Source organism: Xanthomonas arboricola pv. guizotiae (assembly GCF_002940205.1).
Classification (GTDB): domain Bacteria; phylum Pseudomonadota; class Gammaproteobacteria; order Xanthomonadales; family Xanthomonadaceae; genus Xanthomonas; species Xanthomonas arboricola_C.
The window spans coordinates 107816-126595 of record NZ_MDSK01000002.1 but is presented as its reverse complement, the minus strand read 5'-3'; the positions used below and the strand labels follow the sequence as shown (position 1 = coordinate 126595).

At 65.7% G+C, this 18780-nt stretch carries 13 protein-coding genes; 5 read left to right on the top strand and 8 right to left on the bottom strand.

The window, feature by feature from the left end; translation table 11 throughout:
- Window positions 1-420: 420 nt before the first annotated feature.
- Together XarbCFBP7408_RS02115 and XarbCFBP7408_RS02110 are read right to left on the bottom strand one after the other, a co-directional pair.
- Complete coding sequence (locus XarbCFBP7408_RS02115; RefSeq protein WP_104560970.1) at window positions 421-1362, bottom strand: proline iminopeptidase-family hydrolase; 942 nt, start codon at window positions 1360-1362, stop codon at window positions 421-423.
- 246 nt (window positions 1363-1608) lie between these two features.
- Window positions 1609-2373, bottom strand: a complete 765-nt coding sequence (locus tag XarbCFBP7408_RS02110; RefSeq protein WP_016904441.1) for a LuxR family transcriptional regulator — start codon at window positions 2371-2373, stop codon at window positions 1609-1611.
- A 193-nt stretch (window positions 2374-2566) separates the two neighbouring features.
- Here XarbCFBP7408_RS02110 and XarbCFBP7408_RS02105 point away from each other — a divergent pair, with 193 nt between their 5' ends.
- From XarbCFBP7408_RS02105 to XarbCFBP7408_RS02090, 5 genes are all read left to right on the top strand, one after another.
- Window positions 2567-3952, top strand: a complete 1386-nt coding sequence (locus tag XarbCFBP7408_RS02105) for an APC family permease (protein WP_104560968.1) — start codon at window positions 2567-2569, stop codon at window positions 3950-3952.
- A 153-nt stretch (window positions 3953-4105) separates the two neighbouring features.
- The gene (locus XarbCFBP7408_RS22255; RefSeq protein WP_146093725.1) at window positions 4106-4357 is read left to right on the top strand and encodes a hypothetical protein; all 252 of its coding nucleotides are present in this window, start codon (window positions 4106-4108) and stop codon (window positions 4355-4357) included.
- A gap of 80 nt (window positions 4358-4437) precedes the next feature.
- Entirely contained in the window at window positions 4438-5835 is a 1398-nt protein-coding gene (locus XarbCFBP7408_RS02100) for a trypsin-like serine peptidase (RefSeq protein WP_104560966.1), read from the top strand.
- Between the two features lie 227 nt (window positions 5836-6062).
- Entirely contained in the window at window positions 6063-6467 is a 405-nt protein-coding gene (locus XarbCFBP7408_RS02095; RefSeq protein WP_104560964.1) for a hypothetical protein, read from the top strand.
- Between the two features lie 247 nt (window positions 6468-6714).
- On the top strand, window positions 6715-7722 hold the full coding sequence (locus tag XarbCFBP7408_RS02090) for an MBL fold metallo-hydrolase (RefSeq protein ID WP_104560962.1): 1008 nt from the start codon (window positions 6715-6717) through the stop codon (window positions 7720-7722).
- 473 nt (window positions 7723-8195) lie between these two features.
- Here the strand turns inward: XarbCFBP7408_RS02090 and XarbCFBP7408_RS02085 are convergent, their stop codons facing one another.
- The 6 genes from XarbCFBP7408_RS02085 to soxR form a co-directional block, all read right to left on the bottom strand.
- Window positions 8196-9713, bottom strand: coding sequence for a tryptophan halogenase family protein (locus tag XarbCFBP7408_RS02085; RefSeq protein WP_104560960.1), 1518 nt, complete (start codon window positions 9711-9713; stop codon window positions 8196-8198).
- Window positions 9714-9888: 175 nt separating this feature from the next.
- On the bottom strand, window positions 9889-10926 hold the full coding sequence (locus XarbCFBP7408_RS02080) for a cupin-like domain-containing protein (RefSeq protein WP_104560958.1): 1038 nt from the start codon (window positions 10924-10926) through the stop codon (window positions 9889-9891).
- 4 nt (window positions 10927-10930) lie between these two features.
- Window positions 10931-11692: a SapC family protein gene (locus XarbCFBP7408_RS02075; RefSeq protein WP_104561091.1), complete on the bottom strand. Its 762-nt coding sequence runs from the start codon at window positions 11690-11692 to the stop codon at window positions 10931-10933.
- A 455-nt stretch (window positions 11693-12147) separates the two neighbouring features.
- A complete protein-coding gene (locus XarbCFBP7408_RS02070; protein ID WP_181106795.1) occupies window positions 12148-15306 on the bottom strand; it encodes a TonB-dependent receptor in 3159 nt (1052 codons plus the stop codon).
- A 793-nt stretch (window positions 15307-16099) separates the two neighbouring features.
- The gene (locus tag XarbCFBP7408_RS02065; RefSeq protein ID WP_181106797.1) at window positions 16100-18091 is read right to left on the bottom strand and encodes a M1 family metallopeptidase; all 1992 of its coding nucleotides are present in this window, start codon (window positions 18089-18091) and stop codon (window positions 16100-16102) included.
- A gap of 213 nt (window positions 18092-18304) precedes the next feature.
- Window positions 18305-18751, bottom strand: coding sequence for a redox-sensitive transcriptional activator SoxR (gene soxR, locus XarbCFBP7408_RS02055; RefSeq protein WP_104561087.1), 447 nt, complete (start codon window positions 18749-18751; stop codon window positions 18305-18307).
- Window positions 18752-18780: the final 29 nt, after the last annotated feature.

Genomic DNA, 18780 nt, shown 5'->3' with positions numbered 1-18780 from the left:
CCATCGCAGGCACATGCGGTTTGCGAGGTTTGTGTGGTTCGTGTGGTTTACGCCACGTCAGATGGCGCTTTGCAGAAGACGATGCTTGCTTGCGCTTCTGGCGCAATCGCGACAGTGGGCGAGCGCCGGCGCGACGACCAGCCTCTCTCGACATGGTCAGGCCGCGTAGGTCCAACCACGTGGTGCGTCAGGTGGTGTTCGACCGTAGCTGGCAATCCGCATTGGATGTGTCGGCTCAGCGACACGCGGTTGAGGCATAGCTGCGTGTATCGACAGGAGGACTCTTCAATCATTGCTCACGCTGACGCATGTAATGCGCAAGCAAGGCAGCTCATGCTCAATCGCGACGCGTCGCAGCTGCGCACCGCAGCCGGGCACGCTCAGCTTCACGTGCACTCACATCCATCCCACCCCATCCGCTCACACCGCGCGGCTGGCCTGTAGGGAGGCATGCACCAGCCGCTCGCCGGGCCACGGCGTGTGGTCGTCGAGGAAGTTGCCGACCAGGCGCATGCACGCCGGGCGTTCTTCCACATGCGGCATATGGCTGGAATTGGCGAATACATGCCACCGCGCGTCCGGGATCAGGCGCGCGTACGGTTCCACCGTTTCCGGCGTGGCCTCGTCGTACTTGCCCGACAGCACCAGCGTGGGCGCGTTGATGCGGTGCAGGCGCTCGATGATGCTCCAGTTGCGCAGGCTGCCCACCACATGGAATTCGGTCGGGCCATTCATCGCGTGATACACGGTCGGGTCGGCATCGATGGCGGCGAAGGTGCGCGCCACTTCCGCGGGCCACGGCAGCACGCGGCAGACGTGCTGGGCGTAGAACACCTGGCTTGCGGCGCGATAGGCCGGGTCGTCCAGGGTGCCGGCCGCCTCGTGCGCGTCCAGCGCCGCCTGGATGTCCTCGGGCAGGCGCGCGCGCAGCCGTAGCGCGGCAGCGCGCCACAAGCCCATCGATGCCGGGGAGTTGGCGATCACCAGCGCACGCAGGCCGGCCGGCCGGCGCACCGCATGCTCGGCCGCCAGCATCCCGCCCCAGGACTGCCCCAGCAATGCGTACTGCGACAGCCCCAGTTGCATGATCAGGGCCTGCAACTCGTCCAGAAACAGCCCCACCGTCCAGAAACCGGGGTCTGCATCGGGAAGATGGGTGGACCTGCCGTTGCCGAGTTGGTCGTAATGGATCACCGCGCGGCCATTGGCCGCCAGGTCCTTGAAGCTGTCCACATAGTCGTGGGTGCAGCCGGGGCCGCCGTGCAGCACGATCAGCGGGCAGGCGTCGCTGCGCAGGTCGCCGGTGATGCGGTACCAGGTCCGGTACCCACGGAATTCGACGTAACCCTCGGTGGACTGCATGACCTGCGCCTGCTAACGGCAAGAATGAGCGCCGAGCCTAGCGAGGCAACCGGCGCGCGTTAACTGGCAAAACTCCCAGGTTTGTAGCGCCTTCGAAGGTCCGAGCGCGCCGCACGATCGGCCGGGCGGGTCAGTGCTCGCCAGGACGGGCATCAACCCGTGCAGCGATTGCGCCTGCCGATCGCAAATTTTCCCCCACTGGAAAATCGTCCATCGCGGCCTGCCGTCGGGGCTGAATCCGCCGCGCTACGGCTCCAGCAATCGATAATGCATGCCGCGCACGACAGCCTCGACGCGATTGCGCGCGCCCAGCTTGCGTGCTGCCGAGTTCAGATGCAGGTTCACCGTGGCGGTGGAACGGTTGAGCGCCGCGGCAATGCTCTTGGCTGTCAGCCCCTTGGCTGAATACTGCAGGCATTCGCGCTCGCGGCGGGTCAACGCGATGTGGTGGCAGCGGCGCTCCTGCGGATCGAGCAGTTCCTGCGCACGTGCCTGGAAGGTATGCGCCAGCAGCAGGAAGGGCGACAGCTGCGCTTCGGCCAGCCGTGGCGCCTCCGCCGCGACCGCGTCGACCGCAGCACTGAATGTCGCGAACGCGCCGCCCGGCAGGTGCAGGGGCACGGTGACACCGGTTCCCATGCCGCTGTCGCACAGGTAGCGCGTGACCTGCCGATGCTGGCTGCCGACATATTCCACGCCTTCCATCTCGCCGTCGCTGCGGTAGGACCATACGAATGGCGTGGTGCGGCGCGTCGCACGCTGCTGCACCGGGTCGTGCTGGTAATAGCCGTGCTCGCACCAGATGTGCTGCATGTCGCCCGGCGCATTGCGCTGCATGAACACCGACGGGGTGATCAATGCCCCTTCCAGACTCAGCGGGACCGGTGCGTAGTCGTAGACCAGGGACTGGAAGCCCAGCCCGCAGACGTCGGAAAACACCCGATCCAGGCAGGCATTGAGCGTGTGCAGCGCCTGCAGGTCGCGGCCCAGGCTGGCCAGAGTGTCGAACATGGTGGGTCCTTCGGTGTCGACGTACGCCGCTGGACGACATCCAGCGTGGAAAACCTAGCACTTTTACCAATGGATGGGCTTGGCGGCCACTTTATCGTCACAATGCCAGTCAGACAGCTGCACTGCAGCATCACGTGCAGGCGCTCCACCGCGCCTGCCTCGCAATCCGGCACTCCTTTCAGCGGACACCTGCATGACCGACACCTCCCGCCGCGACGACGCGGCCGCGCTGGAACGCTTTGGCTATACCCAGGAGCTCAAGCGGCGGCTGACGCTCAAGGACCTGCTGATCTACGGGCTGGTGTTCATGGTGCCGACCGCGCCGTTCTCCATTTTCGGCGGCGTGTTCGACATCAGCGCCGGGATGGTGCCGCTGACCTATCTGGTCGGCTTCGTGGCGATGCTGTTCACTGCGTTGAGCTACCAGCAGATGTCGCAGGCGTTTCCGGTCGCCGGCTCGGTGTATGCGTATGTGGGGCGTGGCCTGAGCAGCGGCATCGGCTTTCTGGCCGGCTGGGCGATCCTGCTCGATTATCTGCTGGTGCCCACCCTGCTCTACGTGGTGGGCGCCAACGCCATGCACAACGTGTTGCCGGCGGTGCCGCAGCCGGCGTGGATCGCCTTCTTCGTGCTGCTCAACACGCTGGTCAACCTGCGCGGCATCGAAACCACCGCGCGTGCCAATCGCTTCTTCCTCTACGCGCAGCTGGTGGTGCTGGCGGTCTTCGTGGTGCTGGCCAGCCTGGCGATCCAGCGTGGCGTCAATGGTGCGCACTGGAACCTGCGTCCGTTCTACAACCCGCAGGCCTTTTCGCCGCAGCTGATCTTCAGCGCCTTGTCGGTGGCCGTGGTGTCGTTCCTGGGCTTCGATGCGATCTCCACACTGTCCGAAGAGGCCCGTGGCGGCAACCGCGTGGTCGGGCGCGCGACCCTGCTGGCGCTGTTGCTGGTGGCCGGCCTGTTCGTGCTGCAGACCTGGCTGGCCGCGCTGCTGCAGCCCACCCTGCAACGCTATCCCAGCGCGCAGGCTTCCAACGATGCCTTCTTCGAGATCGGGCGCCTGATCGCCGGGCCGTGGTTGCAGATCGTCATTGCGCTCACGGTCGCGATCAGTGCGGCGATCGCCAATTCCCTGGTGGCGCAGGCCGCCACCTCGCGCCTGTTGTTCGCCATGGCGCGCGACCGCCAGCTGCCGGCCTTTCTGCGCCATATCCATCCACGTACCGGCGTGCCGCAGCGCGCCATCCTGCTGGTGGCAGGCCTGAGCATGGTGCTGGGCGAAGTCTTCGTCGGCCAGATCGCGCTGCTGTCCTCGTTGTGCAATGTCGGCGCGCTGACCGCCTTCATCCTGTTGCACGTGGCGGTGCTGTGGCATTTCCGCGGACAGGGCCGCCGCGTACTGTTGCATGTCGCGACGCCGTTGATCGGCATCGTGATCCTGGCCTATGTGCTGATCAATGCCGACCGGCATGCGCAACTCGGCGGCACGGCCTGGATGGTGGTCGGGCTTGCAGTGTTGGCGTTTTTGAAAGCCAGCGGTCGCTCGACCGACTTCCGCGCCAGCGACGCGTTGGAATAATCCGTCGCGAGCCGATATGCAGCCTTGCTGCTGGCTGCCGGCGTCGTCGATATGCCTGCTTGCAGGGACGTAGCGCGCGCTTGTCAAAGCCCGCAAAGGTTATGCGCGCTCACCATCCCGCATGCAGCGTAGCTACCTGCATCGCCTGACAGCTTGATCAAGGCGGCGCTGCCGGTGCGCTGCGCGACCGCAGTTGCCGCAGGTAGAGCGGCGTACGTGTTGCAGACGATTCCTGGAATGCGGCGCTGCGGCGCCATGCGTGTGCATATGCGTGTTCGTCTGCGCAAGGCCACTGGCAAGTCGTGCGCACGTCGACTGCTGCGCTCAAAACACGATGATCTTTTTATCGACTATCAATCTCTGAACGAGATTTTCAGCACATATTCAGCTTTAAACATTCGCTAGTCTCGTTCGGCGCCAACGATGGCGCCCGCACGCTGTGGCCCCCGCTGCAGCCTGTCGTTCCCTGATAAGAAGGACTACCCATGAATCGCAAGAATGCCTTGTACCTGGCGCTGTTTTCCGCCGTTTCCGGCGCTGCACTGGCAACGCCGCCGACCGAAATGGATGCGGCGCCGGTGAGTACCGCGCCGCAGGCGGCCAAGCTCGGCGCGGCGACGTTGCAGTCGGCAAGTCTGCGTGGCGGCATCCTGCCCACGCGTGTGGTGCAACTCACTGCGCCCACCAGCACCGAGATCGGTCGCGTGCGTGAGCGTCGCATCGCGCAGGTCAAACATGGGCAGCCCCTGCAGATCGGGTTTTCGCGCGCGGTGGCCAAGCCCCTGGTGAATCTGGCCACGCTCGATTGGCAGATGGCCAAAGATGGCTCACGCGTGGCGACCTTGAAGGTCGGCTCCGCGCAGGCGGCCTCGCTGCGTGCGGCGCTGATCCTGCGTGGTGCCGGCGCCACGCCGGGCGATCCGTCCAAGGTGACGCTACGCTTTGCCGGCGACGATGGCCGGGTATTCGAGCAATCCGGTGCCAGCTTCGCCGCCAGCGGCGACGCCAGCGGCTGGTCGCCGACCGTCAGCGGCGAGAATCTGTTGGTGGAGCTGTCGCTGCCGGCCGGCCAGTATCCGGAGAACTTCAGCCTGAGCATCCCGCAACTGTCGCACCTGGACATCAGCCCCACCGCCAGCGCGCGCGACATGATGACCATTGCCATCGGCGAGAGCGATTCCTGCCAGAACGACATCGTCTGCCGCGCCAATCCCACCGCCGGCTTCACCAATGCCGCAAAGGCGGTGGCGCGCATGGTGTTCACCACCAGCCAGGGCTCGTTCCTGTGCACCGGCACGCTGCTCAACAACACCAACTCGCCCAAGCGCAACCTGTTCTGGACCGCAGCGCATTGCATCAGCACGCAGACGGTCGCCAACACACTGCAGACCTACTGGTTCTACGACGCGGCCAGCTGCAACGGCAATACCGCCAGCTCGCAGGCCACCACCTTGACCGGCGGTGCATTCCTGCGCCACGCCAATACCACGCGCGACACCGCATTGCTGGAGCTGAAGACCGCACCGCCGAGCGGCGCGTTCTATGCAGCATGGAACAGCGCAGCGATCGGCGCGACCGGCACCTCGATCGTCGGCATCCATCACCCGTCCGGCGACGTCAAGAAGTATTCGCTGGGCACCGTCAACGGGCTGAGCACCAGCATCGACGGCAAGAGCCCGCTGTACCGTGTGGTCTGGAACGATGGCGTCACCGAGGGCGGCTCGTCCGGCTCGGGCCTGTTCACCGTCGCCAGCGGTGGCGCCTACCAGCTGCGCGGCGGCCTGTACGGCGGCTACTCGTTCTGCACCGCGCAGACCGATCCGGATTACTACTCGCGCTTCTCGGACGTGTATTCCAGCATTTCCACCTACTTCGGCCCGTAAGCGGGTGATGTGCGTGGCAGGCGGGTAGCGCCTGCCACGTGCGACTGCGCCTGGCCTGTACAGAGTGTGGTCGATTGTTTGATGTGCTGTGTGGATCGATCTGTGCGGGTTGATGTTTTTTGCACTGACCCTTGGACCTTATCGGTCACGCGCGTCAGTCGTCATGCACTTCATCTGCAGCGCCCGGATGATGCAGACTTGGCAGCTCGTCCTTCACCTGGATCGGTATGCCCGTTCAACGCACTCCTTGTGTCATCGCCGTAGCTGCACTCCTGGCCTTGTCGCTACAGGTCACCGCCCATGCAGCCGGCAAACCCGCCAATCGCGACGACGTCAAGGCCTACGCGCTGCAGCTGTGCCTGGACAACAACTATGAGCGTAGCGGCAAATACACCTCCGACCAGCTGCGCGATCGCTCGTATCTGCTGACGACCTACGCGCTCGACAATGCCAAGGCCGGTGCCACCGACCGCCTGCACCGTTTCGTGGCCGAGCAGACGGCAGACTTCCATCGCGCCGAAGTGCCGATGAAGGACGAATCCCGCCGCGGTCCGTTCAACAGGATCTTCGCGCAATGCATGGCGTTTTATCGTTCGCCTGCGTTGAACGCGTTCATTGCACAGGAACTCTGAAGGCAATCGATGCAAGCCCACCGTTGGAAGGCAACGGATGGATCGGCGTGGCCGATTCGGTGCGGGCCATCGGATCGAGCAGTACACGCGCCGCGTGCGTCGCAGTTGCAGCTCTGCTGCATCGGGCGTGGGCATGCCAGTGCCGAGGTTTGCGTGAGCCATTCGCAAACCCGGCAGCCCCACGTTAGTCTGAGGCACTTCCACTCCCCGCCTGGCACATCCTCTTCCCGCTTCGACAGGAGCCGTCATGTCCGCAGCTTCGCCACGCCCTTCCCGTCGCCAGGTGCTGCGCATCGCGCTGGCAGCGGCCACGCTGAGCGTGACGAGCCAGCTGGGTGCCGCACTACGGCGCGCACCGAAGGAAGACCCTGCGTCGTCCGACCCGTCGCCGCCGGCACCCTTTCCGGCCAACGGCAGCGTGCTGGTGCTGCTCGGCACCAAGGGCGGCCCCACGCCATCACCGCTGCGCGCCGCGGCCGCCAATGCGCTGGTCATCGACGGGCAGCCCTACCTGATCGACTGCGGCAATGGCGTTGCACAGCAACTGGCCAAGGCCGGCATCCGCCTGCCTGCGCTGCGCGACATCTTCCTGACCCATCACCACTCCGACCACAACGCCGACCTGCTCAACGTGGTCTGGCTGGCCTGGGCCAGCGGTCTGCAGACACCGGTGCATCTCTATGGCCCGCCCGGTATCGCCAGGATGGTGGATGCCTTTGTCGAGATGAATGCCATCGACATCGATGCGCGCATCCGCGAAGAAGGCCGCCCGCCGTTCAAGCAGCTGATCCATGTGCACGAGTTCGACCAGCCCGGCACGGTGCTGCAGAACGACCAGGTCACTGTCACCGCGACGCTGGTGGACCACTACACGCTCAAGCCGGCGTTCGCCTACCGTTTCGCCGCGCGCGACCGCACGGTGGTGTTCTCCGGCGATACGCGCTACCTGCCTGCACTGGCCGACTTCGCGAAGGACACCGACATCCTGGTGCACGAGGTGATGTACCTGCCCGCGCTGGAAACGATGCTCAAGACCAACGACAACGCACCGACCTTGCTCGACCATCTGCTCAAGAGCCATTCCACCAGCGAAGAAGTGGGCAGGATCGCGGCAGCGGCCGGCGCAAGGATGCTGGTGCTCAATCACTTCGTGCCCGGCGGCGACCCGACGATCAGCGATGCGATGTGGAGCGAGGGCGCGCGCAGGCACTACGCCGGGCCGATTGTGGTCGGCAAGGATTTGATGCGCTTGTAGCGAAGCAGCCGGGCACCGCAGCGATGGATCCGGCTGCGTCCTGTCGTCAGCGCATTCGAGCTGTATCCGGCAGTGATGTCGGCAACCGCTCTCAAGCGGCACGCAATCACCAGGCATCGTGCAGAGCGGGCACGACACAGCAGGCGACACTGGATCTGTGGTCTCGTGTGCCCAAGAGCGGCTAACACGTAGCAAGCAGTCGCCAGGTGGACGTGGACGGCGCGCTCGGAACCGGGGTGGAAGGGCGCGACGAGGCGTTTCCGGTGACGCTCAATCGAATCGCGCGCAAGCGCGCTCCTACATTGGTCTGGCCCGCGCCGACGGCCCGTGCCGGCCGTCCTTGCCGACTGCGCGGAGCACGCCGCCCGTCCCGCATCGCATTGCCGAGCCGGGCCAGGACGTGCTGGCGCTGTGTCGGTTGTGGGCAGCGGTTGCGCCTGCCTGCCGGCGGCGCCCCAGCCTTGCCAGCCGCTCTACGCCACCACCGGACTGCCCAGGCCCCACACGCTCGCCCCTGCCTTGCAGTACGCGTCGATAAACGCCTGCTGCGACGGCATCTGCTCCACCGCGTGCCGGATCGGCTGGGCGATGCCGTCCAGCAGGCGACGCAGGTCGCGATCGGACAGCGCGCGCGCCAGTGGGTGATGCTGCTCGGGCAGCATGCCCTGCCCCATCAGCACATGGGTCCAGGAGTCGACGCGGAACAGCTCATCGGCCGCTTGCCAGGCATGTGCGCGTTCGCGCCAGGCGCGCAGGCGCAGCGCCAGCGAGTCGGGCAGTTCCATCGCGCGGCATTGACGCCATAGCGGTTCCTCGCGCTGGGTGGCGTGGTAATGCAGGATGATGAAGTCGCGCACATGTTCCATTTCGGCGCGGCTGATATCGTTGAACAGTTGCACCTGCGAGGGCGCGATGCCATCCGCCGGGAACAAGCTGATCAGGCGCACCACCGCGGCAATGGCGAGATGGATGCTGGTGGATTCCAGCGGCTCGATAAAGCCGCTGGCCAGGCCCAGCGACACCACGTTCTTGTTCCAGGCCTTGAGGCGGCGGCCGGTGCGGAACGGCACCAGCCAGGGGTCTTTCAGCGCAGGCGCGGCCACATCGCGTAGCAACTTGGTATGCGCCTCGTCGTCGGACAGGTGTTTGCTGGAAAAGACCAGACCATTTCCGACGCGATGCTGCAGCGGGATATGCCAGCGCCATCCGGCTTCGTGCGCGATGGCGCGGGTGTACGGCACCGGCGGGCCAAGCGCTTCGGTCTGCACCGCAACGGCGCGATCGCACGGCAACCACTGGCTCCAGTCCTCGTAACCGGTGTGCAGCGCCTGCTCGATCAGCAGGCCGCGAAAACCGCTGCAATCGATGAACAGGTCGCCCTCGAGCACCTGCCCGTCTTCCAGCAGCAGGCTGGCGACATCGCCACTGTCCGGCTGCAATGTCACCTGCTGGATCCTGCCCTCGATACGCCTGACGCCACAGGCTTCGCTGCGCGTGCGCAGGAACCTGGCATACAGTGCGGCATCCAGGTGATAGGCATAGTTGACCGCAGGCTCGCGCAGCAAGGCGAAACGGTCGACACGCGAGGCCACGGTTTCCAGGCAGTAATCGCCAAAGCTGCCCGGCATGCCGCGGCGCTGGCTTTCCAGCCATAGATGGTGAAAGGCGCACACCAGCGTGCTTTGCCCGGCGATGCCGAACGGATGGAGATAGCGCTCGCCCGGGCGGCGCCAATGTTCGAAGGAGATCGACAACTTGAAGGTTCCGGCCACCGCGCGCAAAAACTCCTGCTCGTCGATCTGCAGGAAGCGATGGAAGCTGCGGATCGGCGGCACCGTGGATTCGCCCACACCCACGGTACCGATCTGCTCGGACTCGACCAGCGTGATCTCCAGCAGCTCGCGGAATTGATGCGACAGTGCGCAGGCGGCGATCCAGCCAGCGGTGCCGCCGCCGGCGATGACGACCTTGCGAATCGGGGCCCGGCTCACTGTGCGCTCCTGGGTGATGGATCCGGGGTGAGGTCTTGATCGATCGTCTGGACAACGCGGGTGGCCCGCCGGGAGTGGAACGCGTGAGTGGCACCTGCCAATGCCGCACATCGGCCCTGCCCGCCCGGCAGCTGCGCAGTTGTCCGGCCAGTGGCCTTGGAGCCGATCGCGCGCATCAGCGGTTGAGCCTGCCAAGCAACAGCGCGCGCAGCTGTCGCGCCAGCGTGGGGTCGATCGGGCCCAGCGCCTGCCGTGCCTGCTCGGGCAGATGCTCGCCCGCGCGCTCGGCAGGGCCGAACACGTAGTAGTCGAACAGGGCGCGCCAGGCCTCCTTCTCCGCTGCCGGGCGGTCGCGGATGGCCCACAGCGCGTGATACAGCGCGGGCATCGGCGCCGGCAACTGCGCGGGCACGCTGCTCCACCAGTAGTTGACCAGCACGTTGAATGGCTGCAGCGATTGCACGTGATGCCACCACATGCCGGGAATGAACACTGCATCGCCCGGCTCCAGCACAACGGTGCGCGCCTGCGCCAGCGCCTGGGCGAAGCGTGGATACCGCAGCAGATCCGGATTGGCGATATCCACCATGCTCACCACCTGCCCGCCCGGCGTGGGATCCAGCGGGCCGGGATACAGGTTGGCCACCTGCTCGGGCGGAAACAGCGTGAAGCGACGTTGCCCCACCGTGCAGCAGGCCAGGTTGTTGGGCGCATCGTAATGGCAGGAAGCAGTGACGCGATTACCGATCCAGATACTCGGCTGCACCGCGATGCCGCTGGCGGCGAAATCCAGATCGTTGCCTGCACGCAGGCCCGGGAGATTGTCGTCAATAGGCAACGACGCCAGGTAATAGGTAGGCGGCTGCGGATCGTCGCGATGCGTCACGATGGCCTCCAGCAAGCTGCTCAAGCTACCGCGCTGCACCTCGAAATTCAGCGCACTGCAATCGTCGGTATAGAACGGCCGGCCGGCGATCTCCGGGCCGCCGCGGGAATACTGCAGGGGGCGTCCACTATCGTGCGCGCGCAGCAGCGCCATCGCCTCCTCGGGGCTGCGCAGCCCGGCCTGCACCAGCGACCAGTCGCGTGCGACGCCACGCAGCACCACCGGCTCGGCGGCATCGCACAGCGCGGCAAGCGGCAGCGCGTCGGGGTGGCAATCGCTGCGCTCGGCGGCGGCCGCAAGGGAGGAGAAGGCTGCGCCGGTCGTCATGCGCTCAGGCGAACGCAGCAGTCGCAGACGCACTGTGCGCCTGCTGCAGGCGGCGCTGCTTCTCGGCCATCAGCCGACGCACGTTGTGCAGCGAGGCCAGCATCAGGAACGCAGCCTCCAGATAGCCGGCCCGATGCAGTTGCTGCAACGAGGACGCATCGAGTGCGGCAAGCCGCTCGCGGTCGATGGCGAACAGGCCTTCCAGCGTGGTGGCGTGGGTGGCATCCAGCGTGACATCCAGCTGCACCGGCTGGATCAGCCCCAACGCATCCAGCGCGGCCGCCATCGCCTGGCCGGCATCCACACCGTCGCGGATACCGCGCAATACACCGATGATGTGCTCCAGGTACGGGCTATGGCCGCCCTGCGGCAGAAACACCGCCTCGCCTTCGTGACGGCTGATGCGCGGGTGCTCCAGATCGACGTGGATCACCGGCTCCTGCACCAAGGCGCCATCGATGCGCTGCTCCTGGAAGCCGATCAGAAACGGACCCTTGGCGACGATGCCCGGCAGATAGCTGGCCGTCCAACGGCCGTCCTGCAGGAACAGATTCTCGTCCTGTGCAAAGCCCAGCAGCGCCACCGACTGGTAGCCGCCGGTGGCCGGATCCTTGCGAAAGAACAGCGGGTACTCGCGCTGCAGCTCGGCGTATTCGGTGACGAACGCCGGCACCAGGCCGAGCGCATCGCCGAACTCGGCACCGAAGCGCAGCACGACGCGCAGATCGTGATGCGCCACATTGTTGAGCACTGCGTATCGCGTCATCTGAAACTCCAACGGTGCTCCGCCACGGAGTACCGCATTGCGTGGAATGCGTCGATCGCGCGGCCGGGTGGCGCGCCCGCTGTTGGCGAGCATTGCCAAAAAGCGCCAGGCCGGCAAGCGGCACAGCAGCATGGGAACAAGCCTGCTGCACTCGGCGTCGCTGCGCTGCCATAGCGGCCACCAGCAGGCGGGCGTTTGCTTGCAAGCAACCGCAATGCGTGCCGGCCGCATCCACGAATGCGTCGCGGCATCGAGGTCGAGCCTGCAGTTGCGGTCGCCAGACCAGCGCCACGCAGGCTGACGACGCGACCCGGCCACTCCGCGCAACCAGCGAACGATTGCCCGGGTGCCTTCAGAAGAAGCGCACCACGGGCCCGCACCAGCCTGCACGTCGGCATCTGCCCCACCAGGCACCGGCTGCGCTCACCGGGAGGGAAGTGAGCGCAGCCGGTGGGTCAGAACGCGTAACGCACACCCAGCGTGTAGCGTGGCTGCTGGTCGATCAGGCGGATGATCTGCTTGTCCGAGCGCCCATGCCAGCGCACGTCCTCGCCGGTGAGGTTGATCGCCTCAAAGCCCACGGAAAGTTGCTTGCTGAAGCTGTAGCTGACGCTGAGGTCCCACTGCTGATACGCCTCGACGTAGTACGGATTGCGGTTGGCATTGTCCTGGTTGGCGGCGATCAGGTACTCGTCGCGCCAGTTCCAGGCCAGGCGCGCGCTCCAGCCGTATTTTTCGTACATCAGCATCACGTTGGCGGTGTCGCTGAGGCCGAGCAGCGCGAACTGGTCGCGATCGATCACGGTGTTGTCGAAGCCCACATCGCCTTCGACGATGGTGTAGTTGGCGTAGATGCCGAAGCCGGTGCTGTCGAAGAAGTACTGCCCGCCCAATTCCCAGCCGTGGATGTTGGCCTTGTTCTGGTTGACCGGGCGCGACACGTCGAACTGATACAGCGGATCGGAGGCATTGCCGACGATATCGTAGGCGTTCTCCAGTGCCAGGCTCTGCGCGGAGCTGCCGTTGTAGGCGGCCAGCCCGCCGGTGGCCGCGGCATTGCGCAGCAGCGCCATCGCCGCAAACAGCGAGGTGTCGTTGGCCGAGCACGCCGCCGCGACGTCGTTGCCGGAGGCGCCCACCTGCGCCGCACAGGCGCCGCTCTGCAGGAACGCCAGCGCGGCCTGGGCGTCAGGACCGGAGGTGGGATCGCTCAGCCCGTACAGGGATTCGCGCGAGACCGTGTTGCCGATGAAGTTGCTGACGCGCTTGTTCCAGAACGTGGCCGACACGTAGCTGGCATCGGCGAAGTACCACTCCAGCGCCAGATCGAGGTTGTCCGATTCCAGCGGGTCCAGTTGCGGGTTCTGCGAGCTGCCACCGGCACGGTTGGACGGATTGATCAGAATCGAGCCATTGGGCGTATTCGGCGTCGGGCCGGCGATCAGGTTGTTGTAGGGCGCGCGTGCGATGGTCTGGCCGAACGAGGCGCGCCCCTTCAGCTGATCGGAGATGTCGATGCTGAAGTCCAGATTGGGCAGGAGGTAGTTGTAGCTGGTCTTCACGCTGAAGGGCTGCTGCTCGGTGGAGCGCAACAGCTGGAAGTCGTTGTTGGCCTGCCACAGCAATGCCGTGGGCGTGGCCACCTGCGAGGTGGATTCCACATCGGTACGCTCGTAGCGCAAACCCAGCCGCGTATTGGTGGTCATGCCGGAGATGTCGCCCTTCAGTTCCAGCTGCACGTAGGCGGCACGGGTCTTCTCTTCCACCTGGTTGTCGGCGCTGTATTGCGGGTTGTAGCGGGTGGTGGCGCCGTACTGGCTGCCACCCCACAGCGCCAGCTGATCGGCATCGCCGCGCCATGCATTGGGCGCGGCGCCATTGGCGTTGAAGTCCTTGAACATGCCGGTGATGCTCACCGGCCGCAGCAGCGCCTGCATGCCAGGCTCGTTGCCGGCGTTGGCCACGCCCCAGTCACCCAGCGTGGAATTGGTGTCGCTGGTGAGCCGGTTCATGGTGGTATTGGCGGTACTCACGCCGAACTGGAAGCGCCCGTCCTCGAAATCGAAGGTGCCGTCCATGCGGCCTTCCTTGATCTCGGTGACCTGCGATTGGTAGAAGATGCGCAGGACCTGCGAGCCAAGCTCGGCGGGGGTGAAGTCCGGGTTGAGCACGCCGTTGGTGCCGGCCAGGGAATCGGCCGCGGTGGGATACCAGGTGCGTGCGCCGATCGGCAGGCCATTGTTGAAGCGCAGCTCCTGCCCCCATTGACCGCCGCAGGACGGGCCGTTGCTGCAGTTGTTGGTGCCGGCGAAACTGAAGTACGTGGCGCTGCCGCCGGTGACCGGGTCGTTGGGCAGACTCTTGGTCTTGGAGTTGTGCGCATCGAAGGACAGCTGGAAGCGGTCGCTCACCTGCCAGTCGGCATTGAAGCCGAGCGAGCCGAGCGTGTACTTCTGCTCGTTGCGCTGCTGCTCCATGCCGAAGTCCTTGGCGCCGTTGGGCACGTCGCGCAGATACACCGGGGTGGCCACCGCCTGGCCGGTGTCGAATGTCAGATTGGTGAAGCTGTTGGCGCGCTGCAGCCAGATGCCCTGCTCGCCGCGCTCTTCGCGGATTTCGTTGGACGAATAGGTGTAGTCCAGGGTCAGGGTCAGGCTGTCGCTGGGCGCGAACTGCATCACCGCCTGGCCATTGGTGCGCTCGCGCTGGAAGTCGGCAAAGGCATAGCGCAGATCGTTGGGCATGCCGTAGAGCTGACCGATCGCCGGTGCGTTGGTCACCACCGCATCCGGGCGCAGGGCCGGGTCGGTGCCGGTCCAGCGCTGGATGTTCCAGGTGTTTTCGGTGGCCTGCACCGAGCCGCCATGGCGCTTCTGGTAACTGCCGCTCAGGCCGATGCCGAAGGTCTTGTCGGGATTGGTATAGCTGAAGATGCCGGAGACTTCAGGAGTGAGCGAATCGCCGAACGGCTGCGAACGATCCGACACCATCTTGGCGCCGGCATTGGCCACCACGCCTTCGTGATTGAACGGCTTGTCGGTCTGGATGTTGATGGTGGCGCCGATGCCGCCGCTGGGCGCGGTGGCACGGCTGGTCTTGAACACCTCGATGCCGGTGATGGCTTCGGAGGCGAGCTGGGCGAAGTTGAACGCGCGCGTGCCCACATCCACACCACCGATCGGCGTCTGGCCCGGCGCGCCGAACGCATCGGCACCGGGAATCAGGCGGCCGTTGAGGGTGACGGTATTGAACTGCGGGCCGAAGCCGCGCGCGGTGACCTGCGCGCCTTCGCCATCGCGGCGCTCGATCGAGATACCGGTGATGCGTTGCAGCGACTCGGCCAGATTGGTATCGGGAAATTTGCCGATGTCTTCGGCGCTGATCGCATCCACCACGCCGGCAGCATCGCGCTTGATGCCCATCGACTCATCCAGGCTGCTGCGGATGCCGGTGACATTGACCGCATCCAGGGTGGTGGCGGTTTGGGCGCCGGACTGCGGTGGCGGCACCTGCTGCGCGGCGACGTCCTGCGCAAAGGCGGGGTTGATCACCAGGACGCCACCGACGAAGGTAAACATGGCCTTCGACTTGAACTTGCTCAACGTACGACGCATCGGTCTATCCTCGGGTCTGGAGTGCGACACCCACGGCCGTGATCGCGGAATGCGACGCGGCGCTTGCCTGGCCACGCGCCTGGACGGCACGCGACATACATCCCTGCACAGCACTTGCGCTGATCCGCCGCCTCGACCGCCGGCGCATCCCCCTGATGCCAGCCGTGCGCGTATCACGTCCCCGACGGACGCGACCTGCTGCTCGACCTGTACCGCGCCTGCGACTGCCTTCCAACCAGTACGCCTGCAAACGTGCACTGCCGCGCACCTCTGCACTCAACCCCGTGTCAGCAGGCGATGCAGAAACCTGATAGCGCTAACACGCGGCGCAGCCTAGTCATGCGTGCCTGGGCTTGTCACCGTGCGTTGCAGCAAACACACCAGGCCACACGCAGGCACAAAACACCGCGTGCGCTTGAGTCCGCAGCACGAATGCTGGCACAGTGTGGCTGTAAGCGTTACCAGCTTATGACCTTGGCAAATGCGTTGCAGCGGCGTCGTCGCACGTCATCGCATAGCAGCCAGAACACCACGTGGAGCAGTTGCGCAGAGCATCGCCAGGATCGCAGCGCGGCAGCCTTCAGTGCCCACATGCAGAGCGACGCACCTGCATGACAATTGACGCCGATACGAGCACATCGTTGCGCGTCGGCCTTCGACATCGGACCGCACCGCGCAACGAAAAACGGCGCAATCGCTGCAATCGATTGCGCCGTTGGTGACGGTGACATGCTCATGCTGCAGACCCGCAGCATCTACGCCATTGCAGCGTAGATGCCTGCATCGGCAGCCGCTAGCCGATCGTAGTGACCTGATTGTCGCCACGCTGGGCATCGGGCAACACATGGTCCGGATCCAGCGTCACATGCAGCACTTTCTGCGTGGTTGGCAGCGTCAGCTTGGGCGCGGTGTTCTGCAGCCAGGTTTCCACCGGCACGCGGCGGTCCAGATGGCTGCCGTCGGCCAAGTCCACCCGCACGGTGACCGGCATCACCAGTTTCTGGCGGCTGTGCAGCGTGAGCTGCAGGCCCTTGGCCGGATCGTGGTCGACGTAATGGGCCTCGCTGATGCCCATGTCCAGCTGCCAGTTGTTGAGATACCAGCCGCGCCACCACCAGGACAGATCTTCGCCACTTTCGCTTTCCATCAGCCGGAAGAAATCCGACGGCGTCGGATGCTTGTAGGCCCAGGTCGCGATGTATTTGCGGAAGGCCGGATCGAAGCGTTCCGGCCCCAGGATCTGCTCGCGCAACAACACCAGCCCCAACGCGCCCTTGAAATAGGTCAGCGGATGCCGGTAGGTCTCGCTGGTGGAATCGGCGTTGTCCATCAAGGTCGGCGCGCCGGCATCGGCCAGCAGCGGCAGGATTTCGTCGACCGGGTTGCCGCCCTTGGGCGCATATTCCGAATCGCGCTTGGGCGCGTACTCGCCCTTGTTGAAGGCATCGGATGCATAGACGTCGATGAAGGTGTTGAAGCCTTCGTCCATGAACGCGTGGCGGCGCTCGTTGGAGCCGACGATCATCGGGAACCAGGTGTGTCCGATCTCGTGCGCGGTGATCCAGAACAACTCCTTGCCGCTGTCTTCGAAACCGTCGAAGACGATGCCCGGATACTCCATGCCCGCACCGTACCCGCCCAGGTTGATCGCGGCCGGCCACGGATACGGGTACCACTGCGAGAAATGTTCGATCGCGCCCTTGACGTATTCGGTGGAGCGGTTCCACTTGTCCGCGCCCACGCCCTCCAGCGGATACACCGACATCGCCAGCGAGTTTTTGCCGCCTGGAAGCCTGATGCGCGCGGCGTCCCACACCAACGCAGGCGAGGCGGCAAATGCCACATCGCGGGTGTTGTCCATATGGAAGCGCCAGGTGCGCGTGGCGTTTCCCGCAGATCTGGCAGCGCGCGCGCTTACTTCCGCGGGCGTGCGGATCAGCACCGTGCGATCGCTGCTGCGTGCCTGCTGCAGGCGTTGCTGCTCGCTGCGGCTGAGCACCTCGGCCGGATTGGTCAGCGCGCCGGAACCGGCGACCAGGAAGCCCTTCGGCACGGTCACCGCGTAGTCGAAGTCGCCGTACTCCAGATAGAACTCCGAGCCCAGATACGGCTGCGTGTCCCAGCCGCGCAGATCGTCGTAAACGGCCATGCGCGGATACCACTGCGCAATCTCGTAGATCTCGCCCTGCTTGCTGGCACTGACCGCGGTGCGCCCGCCCCAGGTGCCCGGGATCGTGTAGCGGTAGCGGACATGCACGGTCAGCGCCTTGCCCTGCCCCGCCAACGGCTGCGGCAGGTCCACCCGCATGCGGGTGTCGTCGACGACGAAGTGCGCAGGCTGGCGACGCCCGCCGTCGTCGATCTCGACACTGGCGATCTGCATGCCGTCGGTGAACTGGGTGCGCCGCAACGGCCGGCTGGCGGCAGCGCGCGCATCGGCGCGGTAGATGTTCTGGTCCAGCTGCAGCCACAGCACGTCCAGCGTGTCCGGGCTGCGGTTGGTGTAGTGGATCGCCGCCTCACCGGTGAGCGTGTGGGTCGCCGGGTCGATGCTGGCGCTGAGGCTATAGTCGGCGCGGTTCTGCCAGAACAATGGGCCGGGGACGCCGCTGCCGCTGCGGTAGGCATTGGGTGCGTCGGGCAGTTGCAGCGGTGCGAACAAGGCCAGCGGATCGAAGGCGCTTGCCGGCGCGGCCGCGCTGGTGGCGGGCGCGGCGTGCGCGGACGCGGTGATGCATGCCAGCGACAGCGCAACGGCGAGCGATCGGCGCAAGGTGGGGAACATGCGTGAAATCCTGCGGCGGAGGGGATCCCCATCCTACGGTCGCCCTTGCCCGACACGGCACTGCCATTGGTCCCGGTTGCGGCATCGAACTTCTCGACGGTGCCAGACTGTCCGGGGCGCAGAGGCGGCGCAGCCGCCGCGGCCCGCACGCGACCTGCAGATGCCGATCACACCATCCCTGCCCCGGCGGCGGCACAGCCCGCGCTTGCCACCTCAGTCGGCAGCAAGCCGCGACAAGCGCAACGCGCCATCCCCACCCTGGGCCAGCGCATCGCCCGGGTTGCTCAACCGGCAGCGGCGCAGCGACAGACAGCCGCAACCGATGCAGTCGGTGAGCTGGTCGCGCAGGGCCTGCAGCTCGGCGATGCGCGCATCCAGTCGCCCGCGCCAACGTGCCGACATGCGTGCCCATTCCGCACGCGTGGGCGTGCGCTGGTCCGGCAGCACCGAGAACGCATCCAGCACCTGCTGCAACGGCACGCCGAGCCGTTGCGCCACGCGAATCACGGCGATGCGCCGCAGCACGTCGCGCGCATAGCGGCGTTGATTTCCGGCAGTGCGCAGGCTGCGGATCAGCCCCCTGCGCTCGTAGAAATGCAAAGCCGACACCGCCACGCCACTGCGCTTGGCCACTTCGCCCACGGACAACTCACGCTGCATTGCCTTGACCTCAACCTTGGTTGAGGCAG

Bases quoted from the DNA above. Each gene is read 5' to 3' on its own strand.
- XarbCFBP7408_RS02115 (WP_104560970.1), bottom strand. From the start codon at position 1,362: ATGCAGTCCACCGAGGGTTACGTCGAATTCCGTGGGTACCGGACCTGG.
- XarbCFBP7408_RS02110 (WP_016904441.1), bottom strand. From the start codon at position 2,373: ATGTTCGACACTCTGGCCAGCCTGGGCCGCGACCTGCAGGCGCTGCAC.
- XarbCFBP7408_RS02105 (WP_104560968.1), top strand. From the start codon at position 2,567: ATGACCGACACCTCCCGCCGCGACGACGCGGCCGCGCTGGAACGCTTT.
- XarbCFBP7408_RS02100 (WP_104560966.1), top strand. From the start codon at position 4,438: ATGAATCGCAAGAATGCCTTGTACCTGGCGCTGTTTTCCGCCGTTTCC.
- XarbCFBP7408_RS02095 (WP_104560964.1), top strand. From the start codon at position 6,063: ATGCCCGTTCAACGCACTCCTTGTGTCATCGCCGTAGCTGCACTCCTG.
- XarbCFBP7408_RS02090 (WP_104560962.1), top strand. From the start codon at position 6,715: ATGTCCGCAGCTTCGCCACGCCCTTCCCGTCGCCAGGTGCTGCGCATC.
- XarbCFBP7408_RS02080 (WP_104560958.1), bottom strand. From the start codon at position 10,926: ATGACGACCGGCGCAGCCTTCTCCTCCCTTGCGGCCGCCGCCGAGCGC.
- XarbCFBP7408_RS02075 (WP_104561091.1), bottom strand. From the start codon at position 11,692: ATGACGCGATACGCAGTGCTCAACAATGTGGCGCATCACGATCTGCGC.
- XarbCFBP7408_RS02070 (WP_181106795.1), bottom strand. From the start codon at position 15,306: ATGCGTCGTACGTTGAGCAAGTTCAAGTCGAAGGCCATGTTTACCTTC.
- XarbCFBP7408_RS02065 (WP_181106797.1), bottom strand. From the start codon at position 18,091: ATGTTCCCCACCTTGCGCCGATCGCTCGCCGTTGCGCTGTCGCTGGCA.
- soxR (WP_104561087.1), bottom strand. From the start codon at position 18,751: ATGCAGCGTGAGTTGTCCGTGGGCGAAGTGGCCAAGCGCAGTGGCGTG.